We start from the raw sequence: 21,638 nt of genomic DNA on the forward strand, positions 1-21,638 counted from the left end.
CGCCTTGTGTTTCTCATCCTTGCGACCATCAGCGCTGTCCCGCTGCTAACGCGATTACCCCACACGAGTGGACGGGAAGCAAAACGTTTCACCGTGGCGGTGGCGAGTTGGTGCCTATGGTTAGTTTTGTCGTCATATTGGGCCCCCCTGGCGGCTCGACTATCCGACTACGTCACGGACATGACCTTCCTGTTGGCGTATCTTCTTCTTGCGCTATTCGTCTCAACTCGAGCGACGAACAGGGACTGGGGATTTCTCTGGTCACTCATCGCCTTGATTGCGAGCATCTACCTGATCGCTGCCTTGGTTTCCGGCCCGGGCGAGCAGGGTCGATATTCTGCCTTCGGCGGTGGGCCCAATGTGTTTGTTCGAATAATGGGCCTTGGGGCCATTGCTGCGATTCATATTTACCTTGCTAAAAGTCGACATCTAGTTCTGCTCCTCATTCCCGCATTTCTGCTTGGAGCCGTACTGTCTGGTAGCCGCGGAGGCCTCGTAGCCGGCGCAGCTATCGCAGTCATTGCCGTTCCTCTCGTTCTACGTCGCCTCGGAAGACGGCGAGGAATTCAATTCGGTGTCATACTCACAATAGGGGCGATTGCCTTCTTCCTAGCTTTCCGATCCGTCGCAACAGCTCTGATTCAGGAACGAATCGTGCTACTTACGATTCAAGACGGATACAGTTCAGGACGCGACCAGATCTCAGAGGCCGCCATTCGGCTTTTCAACCAAAGTCCTATCATAGGTTCAGGCCTGGATGGTTACTATGGCCTGGTCGGCAGGTTTAATGAACTCCAGTATCCGCACAATCTTGTTCTTGCAAGCGCAAGCGAAGCAGGCTTCATTGGCGCACTACTAGTCCTGATCCCGATTCTCTATGCTCTAATCGTCCTGAACAAAAAATCACCATTGTCACCTGAGTCTCTTTGCGCGTTACTTGCCGGTTTGTTCATGTTTATTTGTTCTATGTTCTCGGGTGACTACTACGATTCACGCTTTGTCTGGTTCTTCCTCCTCATCGCCATAGCAATGCCGAGTCGATCAAAGGTGGCGACGAGTAGCAAGCTACGACCGGGTCTGTCTGCAGGCGCAAGCGCAAAAGTCCTTCGGAACGGTTAACAATCCCTATGCGCAAGTCTCGTGGGCCACCTTCCCGCTTGCGCGGCGACTCAAGCGACTACCAAGCTGAGCCTTAACCAGCCCGGCAAGACAACGTTTCATCGTTCAGCCCATCGGACCAGCTGCATTAGTTCCGTTGCAGTTGTCTCGCTTCAGCTAAGGCCCCATCGCCCCTTCGCGCTGGCGGGCATCTTAGCCTTTAGGCACGCTTCCTTGAGTTCTCCTAAACATCGGGAGGCAGCCAATTTGGGGAGTCACATTCCCGACGGGCGCCCGGATCGACGCCGCGAGCGACCTTTGCCCAGCTTTTGTTGGGACCCGCTACCGCGGGCCCTTGATCCTAAGAAAAACGAGTTAGTGTAGCGCAAATTATCTGTTTATTAAGGCTGCATTCCCGACATTATTAGTAGAAGAAGGCATCTCGGCCTCCTTGAGAAGTTCCCGAGGAAGTTCTTCCCATCCACGTTTAGGCGGCGCTACGAATCGAACCCGCAGCACAGCTTCTCCCGAATCTAACAAAGCGTGCAAGGCCCTGGTTTGCCCGGTCCCGAGTGAGCCGAGCACTCCATAGTTGACTGACCGACACGGCTAAAACTATGATTTAGCCCGATCAGGGTCGATGACACCTGTCTTTTTTCACGTGCTCGTATCAAGTACCTCTATCGCGCGCCTTGTGCCTAAGGAATGGGTGACCCTTAACTACCTCTTATTCTGAAGTTAGTATCATTACCGGTGAGCGTCATTCCGAAGAACGTATTTCCCTCAGCATTAACGTCGCCACCAGGCAATACTTCCAACGAATACCCGAGCCACCGAAAGCTTCTTCGAACAATATCCACTTGATTAGGGGCATGGAACTTGATTTGAAGATCAATTTCTCGGTGACCTGAATTTATCGTCAATGTTTGAGCGACGTAGGTCACGTCCCATACCGTGGTCGCGTATACCAATTCATTCTCGACGACTTTCAAGACTGATTTACCTTCGTCATCGAATACATGGAGACTTAGTAAGCAGCAACCGTCCTCGAATTTGAGCGAAAGTAAGGACTCGCCGCCGAGAACGACAATGTCTGTAGCTTTCATTCCGCCCGCTGAAATGCGGTTCGAGCCGAGACGCACGGTGATGGGAACGTCACCGTAGTAGAGCTTGTAGGGCTGCGAAGTCTCTTTAGGCGAACTTCGCACTCCGTGCGCAATTATTCCGGCAGCCGATGCCCGCTTCGTTCTCCCAGATCAGCCGATGCAGGACTGCGCCAAGACGTTCTCCAGACGTGTCGATACCCCCCGCCAAAGGATCCGACGTCGTCCGTGCAAGGACCATGCTCGCTGTAGTAAACCTTGAACACGACGCCACGATCACCTGCGCCGGCCACGCCAAAGAACCGACCAACATCATGACCGGCGCGGCAGCGAACCAGCGATGGCACAAATTCTGGTCACCTGCCGCGAACAACTGCCGGGCCTCGGGGTCATTCCGCTCAGACTCTGGAGACAGCAATGCTATCTATATCGAAACCAGGACACCGACCCCCGATCACAAGACCGGCCTACCAGCTTCGCGATCACATCGACCCCACTACTAGCCATGCCGCCTACTAGCCATGCCGCGCGGGGTCGACATCCGCCCTAGGCTAGCTGGACACGCCGGTGAAGTTCATTGCACTCTGGCTAGACCCTCATATCCCGGCACAACTAGATTGCTCTAGATTGTTCTGGTCGATGCGAGGCGCCACAGCCTCAGTGCGGGCCAGAGTTAGGTCAGGAGCCGCCGGTAGATCGATCTTGCGTCGAGGCTTCGTTCAGGTCGTTCCGAGACGCCCGGCACGGTCGGGACGACCCGCATGAGCTACCTGTTGTCTCCCGAGCTTGACGTAACGACCTCGGTGAAGCGACGAGCCAGGATGGGCAGTGAGTAGCTCTCGTCGGCCAATCTCCCGGCAGCCTCGCCGGCGCGATCGAGGGCCTCGTCAGCCCCGATGATGCCATCGAGTAGTTGCACGGCCTTGGCAGCGTCACGGTCGAGCCGCCAACCTGCCCCGGTTTTCTCCAAAACCTCGGCCTGCCATCCCCCGTGATTCACCAGCATCGGGCGGCCGGCCGCCAACGTGTCGAAGAACTTGTTCGCGCTGTTGTGCTCGAGGATCGGGATGTCGATCACCCATGATGAACCGAAGGCGGAACGGGCGAGCAGATTTGGGAGCTCGCTTTTCGCCACCGGGTCCAACGCAAAGAAGCTCGAACCCAGTACATTCTCTCGACGGGCGAATTCGACGACGCGATCACGCTCGACTCCGGTTCCGATTGCGACGAAAGCCAGCGGAGAACCGATCTTCTCGGCCTCGATTGCGAGTTCGACCATGTAATCAAGACCGTTCACGCGACCGTAAGTCCCAGAGTAGAGCACGATCGGGCGCCCGGAAAGGGCTGGCACATCGTCGAAGACAGTGCTCTGAGACGGGTCTGATTCTCTGAACGCGTCGATATCAGCGATGTTCGGAATAACGGTGATCTTGTCCGAGGCGACACCGGTCTCGACAATGCCCGAAGCCATTCCGTCGGACAGAGCCACGATGTGATCGGCTTTCCTGTAGGTCACTTTCTCGAGCAGACGGGATACGAACTTCAAGACCGGATTCCTCAGGTACCCCATCTCGATCGGTGCGGCCGGCCAAAGATCGCGCACCTCGAAGACGAATCTGGTTTTTGGGCGAAGAGCTATGGCCCACAGAGCCGGGAGTGCAATTGTTAGCGGCGTGCTTGTGGCGACTACAACGTCTCCCCGCAATCTCCGCGAGACTCGAGCTGACGAGGCGGCGAAACTCAGGAAAGCCACTATTCGCCGGCTAACACCCATGGTGTTGTCGTAGGGAACCGCGATGCGGTGCACGTTGAGACCATCGATGAGTTCGAGCGTATGGCCTCGCTCCGCCGCAGGATCCGGGTCTGATGTCACCACGTGCACATCGTGACCGAGCGCAGAAAGGGCCCGGGCGAAGTGGTATGAGCGGACTCCACCATTCACTCTTGGTGTCTTGAAATACTGATGGAGGTAGACGATTCTCATTGACTACAGCGTTTCGATGTTCTCGCCTGAGACGACGTGCCGCGCATCGAAGACGGGGACGCCCGAATTGGCCAGCGAGTCGAGGTCGACATCAGCGTGGTTGGTCAGGACGATGACGAGGTCTGCGTCCGTGACCGTGTGCTCAAGATCGGTGGAGCGGACGACGCCGGCCGGCCACCGGTGAGGTTCAACATGCGAATCGAGTCCGGTCAGTTCAGCCCCCAGTTCGCTGAGCAACTCGATGACGCGAGCGGACGGCGCCTCGCGGATGTCGCCCGTGTTGGGCTTGTAGGCCAAGCCGATCAGCGAGATGCGGGCGCCTCGAACCGACTTGGAGCGGTCGTTGAGCATGGTGATCGCGCGCTGGACCACGTAGTCCGGCATGTGGTCGTTGACGTCGTTCGCCAGTTCGACGAATCGGAAGCTCTTTCCGAGCTGCTTGCGCACCTGCCACGACAGGTAGCTGGGGTCGACCGGTAGGCAGTGTCCACCGACGCCAGGACCCGGCGTGAACTTCATGAAGCCGAAGGGCTTCGATGAAGCTGCCTCGATGCTCTCCCAGACGTCGACACCCAGCTGGTGGGCGAAGATGGCCAGTTCGTTGACTAGAGCGATGTTCACGTGCCTGAAGGTGTTCTCGAGCAGCTTGGTCAGTTCCGCCTCTTTGGTACCCGACACGGGAACGGTCGTGTCCACCAGCTGGTCGTAGAAGGCCTGGACGCTCTTCAGCGAAGCCGGGTTGATACCCGAGACGACCTTAGGGGTCTCCCTGAAACCCCAGACCTTGTTACCGGGGTCGATGCGCTCAGGGCTGTAGCCCACAAAGAAATCAGTGCCCGCCGTCAAGCCCGAACCGCTCTCAAGGATCGGAACGAGAAGCTCCACTGTCGTGCCCGGGTAGGTCGTCGATTCGAGAACGACGGTGGCCCCAGAACGAACGTAGGGTGCCAACGACGCGGCCGACTGCTCGATGAAGCTGAGATCGGGAAGCGAGTCACGGAGCGGGGTGGGCACGGTAATGACGGCGATGTCGAACCCCTCGACGTCGGCATACCTTGTCGTGGCGATGTAACGACCGCTCGCGGACGCAGAAGCAAGCGTCGCGTCCGAGATGTCGTCCACATAGGACGTGCCCGCCTGCAGCAGACCGATACGGTTCGTGTCGAGATCGATGCCGACGACGTCGTGGCCGACTTCGACCGCCCTCATAGCGACTGGCAACCCGACATAACCCTGGCCGACGACGACTGTCTTCATGTGATTGCTCTCTGTAGAGATGGCCGCGTTGACGCGGCACAGATTATCTGGGTTGTGGTGAAACGAGATTGAAGAACGGCATCGCGGCTACTGCGCGACAGGCAGCTCCGCCAGCGAGTCATTGGCGAGGGCCGCCTTGACGGCGTCGAGGCCGGCCTGATCGACCTTGACTATGGACTGACCTCCGACGGAACCGGTGCCGGCGGTAGGCACTGTGAAGAAGTGCATACCGGAGCGATCCATCGAGCGGAGGCTGAGTCCGAGTGACGCGATCGTTCCGATCTCGAACTCCTGGTCGACAGTCAGATAGGGCGACATGGCCTCGACGAAGTCCGAGATCTTGCCCGGGTCGGTCAATGTAGATCGATTCAGGATCGTTTCGGCCAAGCCTCGGACGAACGCCTGCTGGTTCTTCACTCGCGTGAAGTCCGCGTCAGCGAACGCATAGCGCTCACGCACGAAAGCCAGAGCGGCGTCGCCCTCAAGTCGTGTAGCACCGGCCGGGTACGAGAACCCGGCTTTGGTCGTGAAGGCCTGCGGCGAGACCACATCGACCCCACCCAGAGCCGTGGTCATGCCCTTGAAGCCCTCGAAGTCGATGATCGCCACGTGATCGACTCGTACACCCAGCAGCTGCTCCACCGTCTGCACGGTCAGAGGCGAGCCGCCGTAGGCGAAAGCCGCGTTGATCTTGTTCTGGCCGTAGCCGGGAATGTCGACGTAGAGGTCGCGCATGATCGACATCACGTAGATGTTCTCGCGGTCGGCGTCGACGTGCACGAGCATCATCGAGTCCGTGCGCTGGTCGGACGCCGACGCGTCGTCGATCGTCGCGGCGTCTGCACGCGAGTCCGAGCCCATCAGCAGGACGTTCATGGCGCCGTCGGTCGTCGCCTCGGGGCGGGTGGACTCCTCCGGGAACGCCTGGGGGATCTTCGTCGCGTTGTCGTTGAACGAGCCGGCGAGGCGGGAGGCGTACACGCCGCCGACGACACCGACGGCCACCAGAGCCGCGACGAGCACCGCCGCCACCACGATGAAGAAGACCGCGACCTTCGGCAGCCGACGCTTGCGCTTGCCGCCAGGAGTCGGGTCGTTCTCGTTCTCGTCGTTCGACGTCAGCGTGAAGATGTCGCTCATACGTACGGCTCCCCTGGCTCGTGGTCACGGATCTCGGCCCGAGCTCTCACGACTATAACGTGAGGGCCACTGATCTTCGAAGACGAGACGACGAACGCCCCGCCTGGATCAGGCGGGGCGTTCGTGATCCGACGGAGTGTGACAGCGGCCGGTGGTGGAGATGGGGGGAATTGAACCCCCGTCCATCGCTGAGATTGCACGCATTCTACGGGCGTAGCCAGATGAGACGTTCTGCTCGGCCCCGACCTTTGCTACTGGCTTCTAGATCGACGGGCCCAGCCCGAGTTGAAGTCCCGCGTGACCCTCAGGCGTAGTCACGCAGCAAGCCCTCTAGATGACGTCAGGCTCTGGTTAGAAGGCGGTCACCAGACTGACGGACTCCATGTGGCTCTACTGCTTACGCAGCGAGAGCGAAGTCAGTGCGCTTGTTATTGGCACTTATTGTTTTCCAGAGATCGTTTACGAGATAACCCTGGATCCTCGGCCCGCTTCTCGTTCGCACACAGGCGATGTCGAAACCGATCATCCCCATGAGGGGCCGTTGTCACACTCTGTGGAGTTGTCGCGATGGAGCCGACCGCGGTGTTCTGCGGCCTTCCAGTGTAAGGCACGCCGTGCCTCCGCGGCTACTCCCCCAGGTGCTTGCGCGCCGAGATCGCGGCCTGCGCCTCACGCGTCGCCGTGCGCTCGCGCAGCGTCTGCCGCTTGTCGTACTCGCGCTTGCCCTTGGCCACTGCGATCTCGACCTTGGCCCGGCCGTCGCTGAAGTAGATCTTGAGCGGCACGATCGTGAAGCCGCCCTCTTTGGTCTTCTGGCCGATCTTGTCGATCTCCTGGCGGTGCAGCAGCAGCTTGCGCTTGCGCCTCGGCGCGTGATTGTTCCAGGTGCCCTCGGTGTACTCGGGGATGTGCACCGCGTCGAGCCAGGCCTCGTTCGCGTCGACGAACGCGTAGCCGTCGACCAGCGACGCCCTGCCCTGCCGGAGCGACTTCACCTCGGTGCCGCTCAGCACGATGCCGGCCTCGTAGGTGTCCTCGATCGTGTAGTCGTGGCGTGCGCGGCGGTTGGTGGCCACGACCTTCTCGCCGCGTTCTTTCGCCACAGGTGCCTCCTGGTCGTTCGGATGATGGTTCTGCCGGTAGCAGGCAGCCTGTCAGTATACCTGCGGTTGCGACGGCAGGAGGCGCGGTGCCGGTCGGACCGGCACCGCGCCTCCTGAGGGAGTCGGGCCCGTGCTGGTCGGACCCGGGCGGCGATCAGACCTTGAGGTACCGGCGGATGGCGATGTTGGCCGAGAGCGCCGCGAGCACGATGCCCACCAGGATGACCAGCGGGACGACCAGTGCGGTGTCGCGCAGGCCGACGAACGGGGTGCCCACGAAGTTGACCGCCAGATAGCCCTTCACGAAGAAGTTGACGATCGCGACGATCGCACCGCCCGCGAGCAGGGATCCGATCAGCGCGGCGATCACCCCCTCGAGGATGAACGGCGTCTGGATGAACGTGTTCGACGCACCCACCAGCCGCATGATGCCGAGCTCTCGCCGCCTGCTGAAGGCGCTCAGCCGGATGGTCGTCGCGATCAGCAGGACGGCCGCGATCAGCATCAGCACGGCGATGCCGATGGCCGTGTAGCTCGCCGCGTTCAGCACCGAGAAGATCGGGTCGAGGTAGGCCCGCTGGTCGACGACGCTCTGCACCCCGGCGAGACTCGAGAGGCTCTCGGTGAGGACGTCCGACTGGGTCGGGTCCTTCAGGTTGACCCAGAAGGTCTCGTTCAGGTACGACGGCTGCACGAACTCGGTCGCGGGGCTGTCGGCGAACTGCGTCGTGAAGCGGTCGTAGGCGTCTTGCTGCGTCTCGAAGTACGAACGGTCGACGAACGGCTGCAGCACCTCGGAGTCGAGCTGCGCCTGCACCGCGTCGATCTGGTCTTGCGTGGCCTTCGCACCCGTGCAGTTGCCGGTCGTGTCGGTGTCGGTGCAGAGGTAGACGGCCACCTGGGCCTTGTCGTACCAGTAGCCCTTCATCTGATTGATCTGCATCTGCAGCAGCGCCGCGGTGCCGACGAAGGTCAGCGAGATGAAGGTCACGAGCACGACGGCGACGACCATCGAGACGTTGCGCCGCAGGCCGCTGCCGACTTCGCTGAGGACGAGTCCGAGTCTCATTCGTCGGCCCCTCTCAGGCTCAGGTCTTCGACCCCGATGGCTTGGATGGGCACCGCCTGCGTCTGGTAGCCGCCCTCGCGCTCGTCGCGCAGGATGTTGCCGGCGCTGAGCTCGATGACGCGGCGCTGCATCTGGTCGACGATGCCGGCGTCGTGGGTGGCCATGATGACGGTCGTGCCGCCCGAGTTGATCCGCTCGAGCAGCGTCATGATGCCGGCGCTGGTCGAGGGGTCGAGGTTACCGGTCGGCTCGTCGGCGAGGAGGACGGCGGGCTTGTTGACGATCGCCCGGGCGATGGCCACGCGCTGCTGCTCGCCACCCGAGAGCTCGTGGGGCAGACGGTGCTGCTTGCCGACGAGACCGACCATCTTCAGCACGTCGGGGACGGCCTCCTGGATGAAGCCCTTGCTCTTACCGATCACCTGCAGGCTGAACGCGACGTTGTCGAACACGTTCTTCTGCGGCAGCAGCCGGAAGTCCTGGAAGACCACGCCGATGTTGCGACGGAAGTACGGCACCTTGCGGCTCGAGAGCGTGCTGAGACGCTGCCCGAGCACGTGGATCTGCCCCGCCGACGGCTTCTCCTCCTTCAGCACGAGCCGGAGGAAGCTCGACTTGCCGGAGCCGCTGGCCCCGACCAGGAACACGAACTCGCCCTTGAGGATCTCGAGGGTGACCGCGTTGAGCGCCGGTCGGGGATTGCCGACGTAGACCTTGGTGACTTCATCAAACCGAATCATGACGGTGGCTACCCTAAGCGCCAGCCCCGGTGATCACCGCAGCGACGCGCACGCCCGGGGGCTATGAATCCCCTGGGACGCCGAGGAGGCGCGGTCCCGGTCGGCGGGCGACGGCGGCACCGCGAGAGCGTGCGTCAGGAGTCGTCGCGCTTGCGCCAGCGGATGCCCGCCGAGATGAAGCCGTCGAGGTCGCCGTCGAAGACGTTCGACGGGTTGTTGACCTCGTGCTCGCTGCGCAGATCTTTGACCATCTGGTACGGCGCGAGCACGTAGCTGCGGATCTGGTCGCCCCAGCTGGCGGTGATGTTGCCGGCGAGCTCTTCTTCTTCGCGTTCTCCGCCTCCTTCTGCAGGAGCAGGAGCCGGGACTGCAGCACGCGCATGGCGGCGGCCCGGTTCTGGATCTGGCTCTTCTCGTTCTGCATCGAGACGACGGTGCCCGTGGGGATGTGCGTCAGACGGACGGCCGAGTCGGTCGTGTTGACGGACTGACCACCGGGCCCGGACGACCGGAAGACGTCGACGCGGATGTCGTTCTCGGGGATCTCGATCGACTCGGTCTCCTCCATCAGCGGGATGACCTCGACCGCGGCGAAGCTCGTCTGACGCTTGCCCGCGGCCCCGAAGGGGCTCATGCGGACGAGCCGGTGCGTGCCCGCCTCGACGCTGAGTGTGCCGAAGGCGTAGGGCGCGTCGATCTCGAAGGTGGCGCTCTTGATGCCGGCCTCTTCGGCGTAGCTGGTGTCCATCACGGTCGCCGACATGCCGTGCTTCTCGGCGTAGCGGAGGTACATGCGCAACAGCATCTCGGCGAAGTCGGCGGCGTCGACGCCGCCGGCGCCGGCGCGGATCGTGATGACGGCGGGCCGCGGGTCGTACTCGCCGTCGAGCAGGGTCTGCACCTCGAGGGTGTCCATCATCTTCTGCAGGGCCTTGAGCTCGACCTGCGCCTCGTCGGCGCTCTCTTGATCGTCGCCGTCGTTGGCCATCTCGACCAGCACCCCGAGGTCGTCGAGGCGCTGCTCGGTCGTCTCGAGCTTCTCCAGCTCGGCCTGGCGGTGGCTGAGCGCGCTCGTGACCTTCTGCGCGTTCTCCGTGTCGTCCCACAGGTCGGGGGCGGACGCCTTCTCGCTGAGCTCGGCGATCTCGGCCACCAGACGGTCTTGCCCGATCACCGCGCGGATGTCTTCGAACGTGGCCCGGAGGGCGGCAATCTGCTCAGAGAAATCCAGTGCGATCATGGTGACCGAGCTTACCGGGCGCGGCCGACACCCGCGTCTCGCAGGGCCAGGTCGGCCAGTCGCCTGACCGCGTCGGCGTCGCCGGCCCGCCAGGCGGCGACGGGGTTCGAGGTCACGGCCGCGAGTTGGCGCGCGTCGAGCGTCGACAGCGCTCGCAGGGCGAGCAGGTCGTCACCACCGGGGCTGCGCAGCAGGGCCGACACCGAGGAGGCGCGGCGCACGAACGCGATCCGTCGCCTCAGCCACGTCAACAGGATCACCACGACGGGCAGACCCGCGACCAGGAGGCCGACCACGAGGGAGGCGGTGCCCACCGCCTCCTGCTGGTCCCGACCCGCAGCCACCAGCGTCGACGCCGCGTCGCTCGCCCCGATGAACGGGCGCCCGGCGGCCTCGCCCACGAGCGGCAGACCCGAGATCGACTCGGCCGCGTCGCCCATCGACTGCTGGAAGCCCAGCCCCGCGTCTTCGACCCGTCGCCCCAGCTCGGCGAACGTGCGGATGAACGCCGCCGCCGTGAGACCGGCCACGACCGCCGCGACCAGGAGCGCGAGGGCCACGACGTCGGAGGTGATCTGGCGCGCACGGACCGCCGTCGACGCCGAATAGAGCTGCATCGCCCCAGTCTGCCCGCCCGGCGCGTGCGCGCGCCCCGCGCCCCGCGCTCCGCGCGCCGCGCGCGCCTGCGGCGAGCCGCCCCAGCATCGAAGTGACCCGTCCGGGGCATCCGACGCCCCGCAGGGGTCCCGACGGGTCACCTCGATTCGCGGCGAGCGAGGTAGCCGCAATCCGCCTCGCACCGCACCGCCCGCACCGCACCGCACCGCACCGCACCGTGCCTCCCCGGCACCACACCACCATCGAAGTGACCCGACGGGGGCATCCGGCGTACTGCAGGGGTTCCGACGCGTCACTTCGATTCGCTGCAGGCGAGATAGCGACGGATTCGGGCCGTGAGAACGGCCGCGGCTGCGCCGTACAGATCGTCACGACTGACCAGCACGACGCGCCAGCCCTCGTCCTCGAAGCGCTCGCGGCGGGCCAGGTCGTAGCGCCATGTCTCCAGATCGGTGCGATGGTGATCGCCCTGATACTCGAGGGCGAGCCGGCACCACCCGTAGCTCAGGTCGGGCTTGCCGAGATAGGACCCGTCCGCGGCGTACCTCTTGACGTTGACCTCGGGCTCGGGCAGGCCCGCCCGCACGATCAGCAGCCGGAGGTCAGTCTCCCGGGGCGAGTCGACCCCCGGCCGCACGAGCTCGAGCGCCTCCCTGAGCCGGCGAATGCCTGGGCGACCCCGAGCCGAGGCCGCCGCCTGCATGGTCGAGACGGGGAGCTCACGCGCGAACGCGTGGTGCGACCACGACCCGGCCAGTGCATCTCCGAGACGCACCAGGTCGTCGAGGCCGAAGTCGTTCGCCGCCTGCACGAGCGCGTCGACCGGGTCGGCCACCGGGAGTCCGCCGACGTCGTGGAGCGTGGCCGGGACGAGGCGATGGCCGACGACCCCAGCCCGACGACGCTGACGGGATCGAGTCGTGCCGACGTGCAGAGGCCCGGGCTCGGAGCGGCGGGGCGTCGGCAGCCCTGCGAGCTCGAGCGCCGTCTCGTGGGCGAAGTACTCGTCGGGGCGCAGCAGGGGCGCGAACTCTCGACACCGGCCGATCAGCCCGTCGGCCGTCGACGGCGACCGGACGCCGTGGAAGGGCGAGCGGAGATCGTGGGCCCGGAGGCGGTGGGGCGCGACGCCGTGCGACCGCGCCGTCGCCGTCGAGAACGGGCCCCGGGCCAGCGGCGGAGGCAGAGGACGTGGGTGCATGGGGCCATGCTCGCTCCCGCCCCGCGGCGTCTCGGCGTGCTCGACCCGCGGCTGTGGATGGCTCGAGCACCGCGCCCCCTGTGGAGGACGCGCGTCGGCTGCCCGCGCCGCCCCCGCCACATCGAAGTGACGCGAAACGCGCCCTCCGCGCCGTAGAAGGCCCGCTTGCGTCACATCGATGAACGGGGCGCGGCGACGCAGTTCCGCCAACCCCGCACACCACATCGAGGTGACCCGAAACGGGCCTTCGGAACGCCACAGGGCCCGCTTCGCGTCACCTCGGCGGAACCCGCGGCGATGCAGCACCGCGCGCACCCCGCGCGTTACGTCCATGTGACCCGAAACGCGCCCTTCGAGCCGCAGAAGGCCCGCTTCGCGTCACATCGATGCACGGGGCGCGGCGACGCCGTACCGCTGACCCCGCACACCACGTCGAGGTGACCCGAAACGCGCCCTTCGAGCCGTGAGAGGCCCGCTTCGCGTCACATCGACGAACGGCGCGCGCAGCGGAGCAGCGCAGCGCGCAGCGCAGCGCTACCGCGCGCCGAGGGCGGGCGCGCGGTCGGCGTAGCCGGCGCGTCCGGCCCGCGCGACCGCGTCCGGCAGCGCCGCGAGCAGCGCGTCGACGTCGGCAGCGGTCGACGTGTGCCCCACGGTCATGCGCAGGGCGCCCCGTGCCTCGTCGTCGCTCAGCCCCATCGCCAGGAGGACGTGCGACGGTTCGGGGATCCCCGCCTGGCACGCCGACCCCGTCGACACGCTCACCCCCGCGGCGTCGAGCAGGAACAGCAGCGAGTCGCCCTCGCACCCCTCGAACGTGAAGTGCGCGTTGCCGGGCAGCCGGTCGACGGGATCGCCGCGCAGCACCGCCCCCGGCACCGCCGCGCGCACCCCGTCGATCAGCCGGTCGCGTAGCGGCGCGTAGTCGACATGCGGCTGCTCGGCCGCGACGGCGAAGGCCACGGCCGCCGGGGCGTCCTGTGTGCCCGATCGCACCTGCCGCTGCTGCCCGCCGCCGTGGATCAGCGGAACGACCGTCGCCGCCCGTGACAGCACGAGCGCGCCGATGCCGATCGGGCCGCCGATCTTGTGGGCGCTGACGCTGAGCGCTGCGAGACCCGACGCGCCGAAGTCGATCGGCACCTGCCCGTACGCGGCCACGGCGTCGGAGTGCACCGGCACCCCGTGCGCCCCGGCGAGCGCCACGACCTCGGACACGGGCTGCATGGTGCCGACCTCGTTGTTGGCCCAGAGCAGGCTGACCAGTGCCACGTCGTCGTGGGCGTCGAGGGCCTCGGCGAGCGCGTCGAGGCGCACCCGGCCGACTGCGTCGAGCGGGATCCACGTGACGACGGCGCCCTCGTAGCGCTCGAGCCATTCGACGGTGTCGACCGTCGCGTGGTGCTCGCCGGCGGCGACGAGGAGGCGCGGGCGCGGTCGATCGGACTGCCGCGCCCACCAGAGGCCCTTGACGGCGAGGTTGACCGACTCGGTGCCGCCCGAGGTGAAGACGACCTCGATGGGTTCGCAGCCGAGGGTCGCCGCGACGCGCTCGCGGGCCTCTTCGAGCACGCGCTTGGCGTTCTGGCCCGCGCTGTGGATCGACGAGGGGTTGCCGACCGCGCCGAGGGCCTCGGTGTACGCCGCGATGGCGGCCGGGTGCATCGGCGTGGTGGCGGCGTGGTCGAGGTAGACGGTCATGTCGGTTCTTCGAGCATCGAGGGTGGGCGAGGGCCGGCGCGGGAGGGCGCAGGCAGGAGGCGCGGGTCGAGCCGGTGCCGACCCGTCATCTACTGTAAGTGCCGTGTCCGACATCGACCCCCTGCGCGACCTCGGCCTGACCCAGGGCCCCGAGGGGCCGACCCTCCGGGTGTGGTCCGGCTCGGCCACCCGCATCGACCTCGTGATCGACGACGCGCCGCACGACCGCGTCGTGCCGTTGACCCGAGGCGACGGCGACGTGTGGAGCGCGACCGACCCCTCCCTCACGCCCGGCCGCCGGTACTGGCTCCACGCCGACGGCCCCACGGGCGGCGGCGACGCCTTCGACCCGTCGCTCGAGCTGCTCGACCCGTACGCCCGCGGGCTCGGCCGCACGGGGCGCGGCGGCTGGCAGTCGGCCGTCGTCGACGAGTCGTTCGACTGGGGCGGCGTCACCAAGCCGCGCACGCCGCTCGACAGGGTGGTCGTCTACGAGGCGCACGTGCGGGGGCTCACCCGCCTGGCGCCGTTCGTCCCCGAAGAGCTGCGCGGCAGCTACGCGGGGCTCGCCGCCGAGCCGACGATCGAGTACCTGAAGTCGATCGGCGTCACCGCCGTGCAGCTGCTCCCGGTGCACCAGCACGTCGACGAGCAGCGTCTCGTGGCCCAGGGCATCGAGAACTACTGGGGCTACAACACCCTGTCGTACTTCGCTCCCCACACGGCGTACGCGAGTCGCGACGCCCAGCTGGCCGGCGCCTCCGCCGTCCTCCGCGAGTTCAAGGGCATGGTGCGGCTGCTGCACGAGGCGGGCATCGAGGTCTACCTCGACGTCGTCTACAACCACACGGCCGAGGAGGGGGCGGACGACGGCCCGATCACGAGCCTCCGCGGGCTCGACGGGTCCGGTTACTACCGGCACGACGCCGACGGCCGACCCGTCGACGTCACCGGCTGCGGCAACTCGATCGACACGAGCACCCCGGCCGCGTCGCGACTGGTGCTCGACTCGCTGCGCTACTGGGCCAACGAGGTGCAGATCGACGGCTTCCGGTTCGACCTGGCGGCGACCCTCGGCCGCGGCGCCGACCACGTCTTCGATCCCGAGCACCCCCTCCTCGCGGCGATCGTGTCCGACCCGGCGCTCGAGGGTGTGAAGATGATCGCCGAGCCGTGGGACGTCGGGATGGGCGGCTGGCAGACGGGCGCGTTCCCCCACGGCTGGATCGAGTGGAACGACCGGTTCCGCAACCGCACCCGCGAGTTCTGGCTGACCGACGTCGCGGCCGCGCGGGCGAACGGTCTGCCGCCCTCGGGTCTCGGCAGCTTCGCCTCGAAGCTCAGCGGCTCGAGCAACATCTTCGCCCACGAGCGGGGGCCGCTCGCCGGGGTCGGCTTCATCACGGCGCACGACGGGTTCACCCTGCTCGACCTCGTGTCGTACGACGCGAAGCACAACCTGACCAACGGCGAGGGCAACCGCGACGGCACCGACGACAACAGGTCGTTCAACCACGGCATCGAGGGCCACAGCGACAACCCGTGGATCTCGGACGCCCGCCGCCGTTCGATGCGGAACCTGCTGGCGACGCTCTTCGTCTCGGCGGGCATCCCGATGCTGACGGCGGGCGACGAGCGCGGACGCACCCAGCACGGCAACAACAACGGCTACTGCATCGACAGCGAGCTGACCTGGGTCGACTGGTCGGACGAACCGTGGCAGGTCGCGCTCCGCGACGACGTCGCCGCGCTCGCCCGGCTGCGGGCCGAGAACCCCGCACTGCGGCCCGTCCGGTTCGGCGTCGACGGAGCCTGCACCCTGAGCGCCACCCAGATGTCGTGGCATTCGGCCTCGGGCGCCGAGATGCAGCCCGGCGAGTGGAACGACGTGGCGGTGCGCACGCTCCAGTACCTCGCCACCTCGACGCCCGAGCACGAGGCGCCGAACAGCGTGCTCGTGGTCGTGCACGGCGCCGAGACGATCATCGAGGTGACCCTGCCGACCGTCGAGGGCGTCGTGGGTTACGAGCCCCTCTGGTCGAGCGACGACCGCCGACTGCCCGACGCCGGCCGACCGGGCGAGACGGTGTCGATCTCGGGCCCGACGGTCGTCGTGTACCGCGTCGGCTAGGGCGACGGCCGTGTCGGAACGTCGCATCGAGGGCTCTCTGACGAGCTGGAACGACGACCGCGGCTTCGGGTTCCTCACCCCGGACTCGAGCCGCGGCCGGGTCTTCGTCCACATCACGGCCTTCAGCGGCGGATCGGCGCGACCGCGCGTCGGCGAGCGGTACTCGTACACGGTCGACCGCCATGGCGATCGCGGGCCCGAGGCGGTCAGGGTGGCTCCCTCGGGCACGACCTGGTCGGCGCCGCGCGCCCGACCCGCGCGCCCCTCCTCGCGGGGTCGTCTCGCCGCCGCCGGAGCCGTCGTCGTCGCGCTGGCCCTGATCGTCGTCGCCCTGTGGCCGATCGCCGGCGTGTGGTCCACCGGGTCGCCGGCCGGGACAGCCGACGTGTGGTCGCTCGGCCCGCCGGCGCAGGCGGGTCGCCTCGCCGTCGTCGGAGCCGTCGCACTGCTGAATCTCGCGACCGCCGTCGCCTACGCCGTCGACAAGCGGGCCGCACGGCTCGGGCTCCGACGGATCCCCGAGCGGAGCCTGCTGCTCTGCGGTCTGCTCGGCGGCTGGCCGGCCGCCGTCGTCGCACAGCAGCTGCTGCGGCACAAGACGGGCAAGCCCGCGTTCCGGCGCGTGTTCGCCGCGACCGTCGCCCTGAACCTCGTCGCCGTGGCGGCCGTCGCCGCGGCCGTCACAGCGATCGCCTGAGTCACGGCCAGCGCGACGGTCACCCGAGTCGCGCCCGTCGCGGCGAGCGCCTGAGCCGCGCCGCGCCTCGCCTCGCCTCGCCGCGAGTACCGAGCCGCCGGGCACCGGCGGCGACCGGACCGGTTCGGGCCGGGTCCGGGCGCGCGCCGTCGCTCGCCGTGTTCGCCGTCGCACGCGACGGCCTCGGGTCCGGGCCGTCGATGAATCCGGCGGGGTGTCAGCAATGCGACACCACCGATCGACGGGCGCCGGGCTCTCGGGGCGGATGTCGCCTCGGGCGGGCAGGCCGCGTCGTCGTCCCCGACTGTAGCGGTCCCCCAAACGGCCGACAAGCACGTCCGGTCGCGCACTCGCACCCCAATCCGGGGGGTCACCCCGAGACAGCTCCGACGACCGGTGGTAGGACCCTGAATCGACCATCGGACGACCGTCGGATCAGCTCCCGGATCGGCCCTGAGTCGAGTCTGCGGACCGACCCTCGGACCGACCCTCGGACGCACCCTCGGACCGCCCGGCCGACCGTCGCCCCCGACCCCGTCCGCGCCGCCGCTCCGAGCGGTGTGCGACGAGACCCGAGGTGATCATGTACCCGGCGTAGCCGAACAGGGCGACGGCCAGCAGGGGCACGATCCAGGCCCGCGCCTGACCGTTGACGGCCTGGTTCACGAAGCCGAGCCACGGGACGCTGTACCAGAGCGTGCCGCGCACCTGGACGGGCAGCACCGCCTTCTCGTCGGCGGCGGAGTTGTTGTCGCCCTTCGTCACGAACGACGTGGTGCCGTCCGACGCCGACACGATCTCGATCACCCGGTGGCTGATCACCTCCGGCCGACCGGACTCGATCTGGTACGTCATGACATCGCCGACCCGCACATCCTCGGTGGACGTCGGGCGGACGACGAGCAGCGTCCCCGGCGGGAGGCTCGGCTCCATCGAGCTGGTCAGCACGGTCAGAGGCGTCGACCCGGTCGCCTTGGGCACGATGACGAGCAGCACGGCGAGCGCGACGACCACCAGCAGCAGCCCTGCGCTGAGCCCGACGCCGATGCTGTGCAGCAGCCCCCGTTCCGCCGAGGAGGCGCGGCGCGCGGTCACAGACGCCTCCGGTCGGTCATGCGGGGCCCTCCGACGAGCAGGCTCGGCGCCTCGAGGGCGTGCTCGCCCGAGTCGGCCCGGTCGCCGGCGTCCACCGCGTCGCCGCGGTCGCGGCGACGACGCCCGAGGGCGACGTACCCGCCGCCGAGCAGGGCCAGCACGCCCACGGCGATCGGCAGCCACTCCCCCGGCAACGGGACGCTGACGAACGGGATCGCTCCCGCGACGGCATCCGAGCCGGCGTCCGCCGTCGCACCGCCGTCGACGCCCTCTCCGCCGGAGGCGGCCTCGATCGAGACCGCCCCGGTCGCCGGTCTCGCGGCACTCGTCACGGAGCCCGACGATGCGGATCCGGCCGACGTCGAGCCGCCGGTCGCAGCGGCGCGCGCCTCCTGGTCGTCGGCTCGTTCGTCTGCCGACCCGCCGCCCGCGCCGGTCTCCGAACCGGCGGTCGAGCCGCATGGATCCAGCGTCTCGCCGCCCTGACCGGTGAGCGTGACGAGGACGGTGACTCCGACCGACTGCGCGGCCGAGGCCTCGGATGCGTCCGCCGCGAGCCGCAGGGCCACGGTGATCGGCGCCTCCTGACCGGCCGGCAGCAGGGTCGCGGGCATGACCACCGAGCACGACGGGGAGTCGAGGGTGACGAGCGGCACGGCCTGCGCGACGGGCGCGGCATCGGCGACGGGCGCCTCCTCGACCAGCGGCAGCACGGACGGCGAGCCGTCGAGCGCGACGCCGTCCGGCTCCGCCTCGCCGCCGAGCGTCTCGCCGTCGACCGCATCGTCGCCGTCGACCGCATCGCCGTCGTCGAGCCCCTCGGCCCACGCCGTCACGGACACGTCCTGGGCGAACTCGGTCGTCGACGAGGTGATCCCGACGATGCGGGCGCCGAGCATGGCCGGCTCCGAGGTCGTGTTCTTGACCCAGAAGGTGCCCGAGGTCGAGCCGCCGGGCACGAGCGGCAGGCCGTCGGCGAAGAGCCCGGAGTCGAGACGGGCCTGCCAGAGCCGCCCGTCGTCGCTCACCATCAGCCTCGGCCCGGAGGCCGCGCGCGAGAACGATGCCGCCTCGGCGGCGCGTGCAGCGGCGAGACCCGGCAGCGCGACGGCGCCCGCGACGGCGAGCGACACCAGCAGGGCCGCCCCGACCGTCGTCCTGCGGAGCGCGGGCCGCCCGATCACGGGCACTGGATGTTCCTCAGGCCGTTCGGGTCGTAACCGCCCACGACCACGCCGGTGGCCGCGATCGCCCCCGGCGCACCGTTCACGACGACGCGGATGTCGACGGTGATCGGCCCGTCGCCGTACGGGTCCTTCGGCAGCGTCTCGCGGGTGAAGCCGAACTCGGGGTAGTGACCGGTCTCGGTCGCCGTGCCGACCCGCGTCGAGCCGACGAACGAGCCGTACGTCGTCTCGAGAGGGCGGTCGGACGGGTCGAAGTGCAGGCGGGCGTAGTAGATGTCGGTGGTCGAGCAGGTCGCCGTCTTGCGGGGCGCGACCGTGTTGTTCTGCACGAAGCTCCGCTGCTGCGGGGAGGCGCTCCACGAACCGGTGGCGAGGGTCGCCCGCAGCACCGGGGTGACGCGACCGAGGGGCGAGGTCGTCGACGTGGACGAGCGGATGCACCAGGCGGCCGAGGCGCCGGCGGCGAGCGAGCCCGTCAGCCGAGGAGGCGCGGACCACGTCCCCGAGACCGCCCCGGACCCGACCGCGGCCGACGCCGTGCACGAGGCGCCCGCGGTCGAGCCGCGGGGCACAGGCCAGGCGACGACGGCTATGGAGGAGGCGAGGTCGGCGGAGCTGCCCGAGGCGAGCGACCCGATGGTCGAGTAGTCGGCGTCGACCGAGCCGGTGTTCGTGAACGACCAGGTTCCCGTGATCGCCGGCACCGACGCCGTGTAGTCGCGCTGCAGCGAGGTCGGGTCGGTCGTGCTGAGCGCCACGGCCCCCGTCGCCGCTTTCGTGGAGACCGGCGCGCTCGTCGTCCAGAGGGCGACGGCGGCGCCCCCGGCGGCGAGGGTCGAGCCGATGACGACGCCGGCCACGACGGCGAGCGCGAGACGCCGACCGGCCGCGACGGGCCGGCGACGGGCGTGACGGCCGGTCACGGAGCCACCTGCGTGCCGGCCAGCACGAAGCCGACGGGGGCGCTCTTCGACTGGACGGTGGCGGGGGCGTCGGAGTCGAGGGTGAGGACGAGGCACCCCGTGAGGGACTGACCGGCGGGCAGCGTCGTCCAGGACGAGCCCGTGTCGAGGCTCGCCGCGCGGGCCGAGGTGCCGGCCGTCGTGATCGTGCACGCGGTGCCGCTCCGCAGCACGGCGGCGGTGGCACGCAGCTCGCCGACCACGGCGGCGTCGGTGGACGTCGGCGCGGTGCCCGTGAGACGCAGGGCGAGGGGGACGGTGCCGGTGTTCTTGGCGATGAAGGTGCCCGAGACCGAGCGCCCGGGGCCGAGCTTCGCGACGTCGAGGGCGGACACGCTGGTCACCGCGACCCCGGCCGAGCCGGAGGTGACGACCGACGCCGATGTGGTGGCCGAGGTGCTGAAGAGGGCGTAGGTGCCGCCAGCGGTCGCGACGATCGCCAGCAGCCCGATCACGACGATCCCCGTCGCCGACCACAGCGGACGCACGAGACCACCGAGGCCGCGGACGCCGCGGACGGGCTCGGCGCGGTGACGACGCTGCGTCGTCCCGTGTCGGCTCATCGCGCGGCTCCCGTCTCGGTGGTGGTCGTGATCGTAGGGGATCAGGCGATGGCGCGCTGCTTGAGCGTGAAGGTCAGCTTGCTGAGGTCGAGGGTGCCGTTCATGCTCGCAGCACTCTCGGTGGCCTGCGGCAGCTCGACGATGAAGGTGACGACGGCGGTGGTGCTGCCGGCCGCGACGGGGCGGACGACGAAGCTGCCGGCGGTCGCGGTGTCGGCGGTGACGCCGGCGGGCAGGGTCGACGAGCCGGCGGCGCTCGAGACGCCCATCGACGTCACGGCGACGTTCTTGAGCGATCCCGTGATGGAGGCGGCCGAGTAGGTGAGGTCGGCGACGAGGTCGTTGCCCGACGCGTCGATCTTCATGGTCTGCGTGAAGCGGAGCTTGTTGCCGGGGACGATCTTGAACTGCGACACGTCGGAGATGGCGGCGTTCCGGCCGTTCGTGATGTCCGTCCAGGTGCCCGTGCCGCTCGTCGTCAGCGCCAGCGTGCCCGAGGTGACGCTCGCCGCGGCGACCTCGGTGTTGGCGTTCCACAGCGCGAATGTGCCCGCGCCGCCGAGGAGGAGGGCGATGCCTGCAGCAGCGGCGATGGAGCCTTTGACGAGCTTGTTCATGACGATCCGATCAGCCCTCGAGGAGGGCGCGACGAGCACCGCGGGCGGCGTCCGTCGGGAGGACGCCCCAGCAGGGCGGGTGAGAGGGGGAACCGGTCGGTGACGACCGGAGACTGTGTCGGCGGCGCCGGG

At 67.7% G+C, this 21,638-nt stretch carries 18 protein-coding genes and 1 other RNA gene; 3 read left to right on the forward strand and 16 right to left on the reverse strand.

Annotated elements, in window-relative coordinates:
- Positions 1 to 180 precede the first annotated feature (180 nt).
- A complete protein-coding gene (locus ACZZY9_RS03290) occupies positions 181 to 1,119 on the forward strand; it encodes an O-antigen ligase family protein (protein WP_463462975.1) in 939 nt (312 codons plus the stop codon).
- A gap of 1,848 nt (positions 1,120 to 2,967) precedes the next feature.
- Here the strand turns inward: ACZZY9_RS03290 and ACZZY9_RS03295 are convergent.
- The 11 genes from ACZZY9_RS03295 to ACZZY9_RS03345 all read right to left on the reverse strand — a co-directional run bounded on the left by ACZZY9_RS03295 (position 2,968) and on the right by ACZZY9_RS03345 (position 14,254).
- The gene (locus ACZZY9_RS03295; protein ID WP_463462976.1) at positions 2,968 to 4,185 is read right to left on the reverse strand and encodes a glycosyltransferase family 4 protein; all 1,218 of its coding nucleotides are present in this window, start codon (positions 4,183 to 4,185) and stop codon (positions 2,968 to 2,970) included.
- Positions 4,186 to 4,188: 3 nt separating this feature from the next.
- Entirely contained in the window at positions 4,189 to 5,442 is a 1,254-nt protein-coding gene (locus tag ACZZY9_RS03300) for a nucleotide sugar dehydrogenase (protein ID WP_463462977.1), read from the reverse strand.
- 87 nt (positions 5,443 to 5,529) lie between these two features.
- Positions 5,530 to 6,582: an LCP family protein gene (locus tag ACZZY9_RS03305; RefSeq protein ID WP_463462978.1), complete on the reverse strand. Its 1,053-nt coding sequence runs from the start codon at positions 6,580 to 6,582 to the stop codon at positions 5,530 to 5,532.
- Between the two features lie 152 nt (positions 6,583 to 6,734).
- Positions 6,735 to 7,112, reverse strand: a transfer-messenger RNA (tmRNA) gene (gene ssrA, locus ACZZY9_RS03310).
- Between the two features lie 96 nt (positions 7,113 to 7,208).
- The gene (smpB, locus tag ACZZY9_RS03315; RefSeq protein WP_192058255.1) at positions 7,209 to 7,685 is read right to left on the reverse strand and encodes an SsrA-binding protein SmpB; all 477 of its coding nucleotides are present in this window, start codon (positions 7,683 to 7,685) and stop codon (positions 7,209 to 7,211) included.
- Between the two features lie 154 nt (positions 7,686 to 7,839).
- Positions 7,840 to 8,754, reverse strand: coding sequence for a permease-like cell division protein FtsX (gene ftsX / locus ACZZY9_RS03320; RefSeq protein ID WP_192058257.1), 915 nt, complete (start codon positions 8,752 to 8,754; stop codon positions 7,840 to 7,842).
- Complete coding sequence (gene ftsE / locus ACZZY9_RS03325) at positions 8,751 to 9,494, reverse strand: cell division ATP-binding protein FtsE (RefSeq protein ID WP_192058259.1); 744 nt, start codon at positions 9,492 to 9,494, stop codon at positions 8,751 to 8,753. Before ftsE ends, ftsX begins: the two co-directional genes overlap by 4 nt.
- Before the next feature lie 134 nt (positions 9,495 to 9,628).
- Positions 9,629 to 10,734 (reverse strand): peptide chain release factor 2 gene (gene prfB, locus ACZZY9_RS03330; protein WP_243215107.1). Its coding sequence is split into 2 segments (ribosomal slippage): positions 9,629 to 9,816 and positions 9,816 to 10,734, totalling 1,107 coding nucleotides; the frame shifts between segments, so codons are not numbered across the junction.
- Positions 10,735 to 10,745: 11 nt separating this feature from the next.
- The gene (locus tag ACZZY9_RS03335) at positions 10,746 to 11,351 is read right to left on the reverse strand and encodes a hypothetical protein (RefSeq protein WP_463462979.1); all 606 of its coding nucleotides are present in this window, start codon (positions 11,349 to 11,351) and stop codon (positions 10,746 to 10,748) included.
- Between the two features lie 293 nt (positions 11,352 to 11,644).
- Positions 11,645 to 12,553, reverse strand: a complete 909-nt coding sequence (locus ACZZY9_RS03340; protein ID WP_463462980.1) for a hypothetical protein — start codon at positions 12,551 to 12,553, stop codon at positions 11,645 to 11,647.
- A gap of 534 nt (positions 12,554 to 13,087) precedes the next feature.
- Positions 13,088 to 14,254, reverse strand: coding sequence for a cysteine desulfurase family protein (locus tag ACZZY9_RS03345; RefSeq protein WP_463462981.1), 1,167 nt, complete (start codon positions 14,252 to 14,254; stop codon positions 13,088 to 13,090).
- Positions 14,255 to 14,357: 103 nt separating this feature from the next.
- Here ACZZY9_RS03345 and glgX point away from each other — a divergent pair, with 103 nt between their 5' ends.
- Complete coding sequence (gene glgX, locus ACZZY9_RS03350) at positions 14,358 to 16,385, forward strand: glycogen debranching protein GlgX (protein WP_463462982.1); 2,028 nt, start codon at positions 14,358 to 14,360, stop codon at positions 16,383 to 16,385.
- Positions 16,386 to 16,395: 10 nt separating this feature from the next.
- The gene (locus ACZZY9_RS03355; RefSeq protein ID WP_463462983.1) at positions 16,396 to 17,082 is read left to right on the forward strand and encodes a DUF1294 domain-containing protein; all 687 of its coding nucleotides are present in this window, start codon (positions 16,396 to 16,398) and stop codon (positions 17,080 to 17,082) included.
- Positions 17,083 to 17,517: 435 nt separating this feature from the next.
- On the opposite strand, the gene ACZZY9_RS03360 is transcribed toward ACZZY9_RS03355, so the two are convergent.
- Genes ACZZY9_RS03360 through ACZZY9_RS03380 form a run of 5 tightly spaced genes read right to left on the reverse strand, consistent with a single transcriptional unit; the run spans position 17,518 to position 21,506 of the window.
- Positions 17,518 to 18,177 carry a signal peptidase I gene (locus ACZZY9_RS03360; RefSeq protein ID WP_463462984.1) on the reverse strand — a complete coding sequence of 220 codons (660 nt, stop codon included), beginning with the start codon at positions 18,175 to 18,177 and terminating at the stop codon, positions 17,518 to 17,520.
- Positions 18,174 to 19,367 (reverse strand): hypothetical protein, encoded by a 1,194-nt coding sequence (locus ACZZY9_RS03365; RefSeq protein ID WP_463462985.1) that lies wholly within the window; start codon positions 19,365 to 19,367, stop codon positions 18,174 to 18,176. Before ACZZY9_RS03365 ends, ACZZY9_RS03360 begins: the two co-directional genes overlap by 4 nt.
- Positions 19,358 to 20,287 carry a hypothetical protein gene (locus ACZZY9_RS03370; RefSeq protein ID WP_463462986.1) on the reverse strand — a complete coding sequence of 310 codons (930 nt, stop codon included), beginning with the start codon at positions 20,285 to 20,287 and terminating at the stop codon, positions 19,358 to 19,360. Before ACZZY9_RS03370 ends, ACZZY9_RS03365 begins: the two co-directional genes overlap by 10 nt.
- The gene (locus ACZZY9_RS03375; RefSeq protein WP_463462987.1) at positions 20,284 to 20,889 is read right to left on the reverse strand and encodes a TasA family protein; all 606 of its coding nucleotides are present in this window, start codon (positions 20,887 to 20,889) and stop codon (positions 20,284 to 20,286) included. Before ACZZY9_RS03375 ends, ACZZY9_RS03370 begins: the two co-directional genes overlap by 4 nt.
- A gap of 41 nt (positions 20,890 to 20,930) precedes the next feature.
- Entirely contained in the window at positions 20,931 to 21,506 is a 576-nt protein-coding gene (locus tag ACZZY9_RS03380) for an alternate-type signal peptide domain-containing protein (protein WP_463462988.1), read from the reverse strand.
- Positions 21,507 to 21,638 lie beyond the last annotated feature (132 nt).

Source organism: Frigoribacterium sp. AC394 (genome assembly GCF_979258095.1).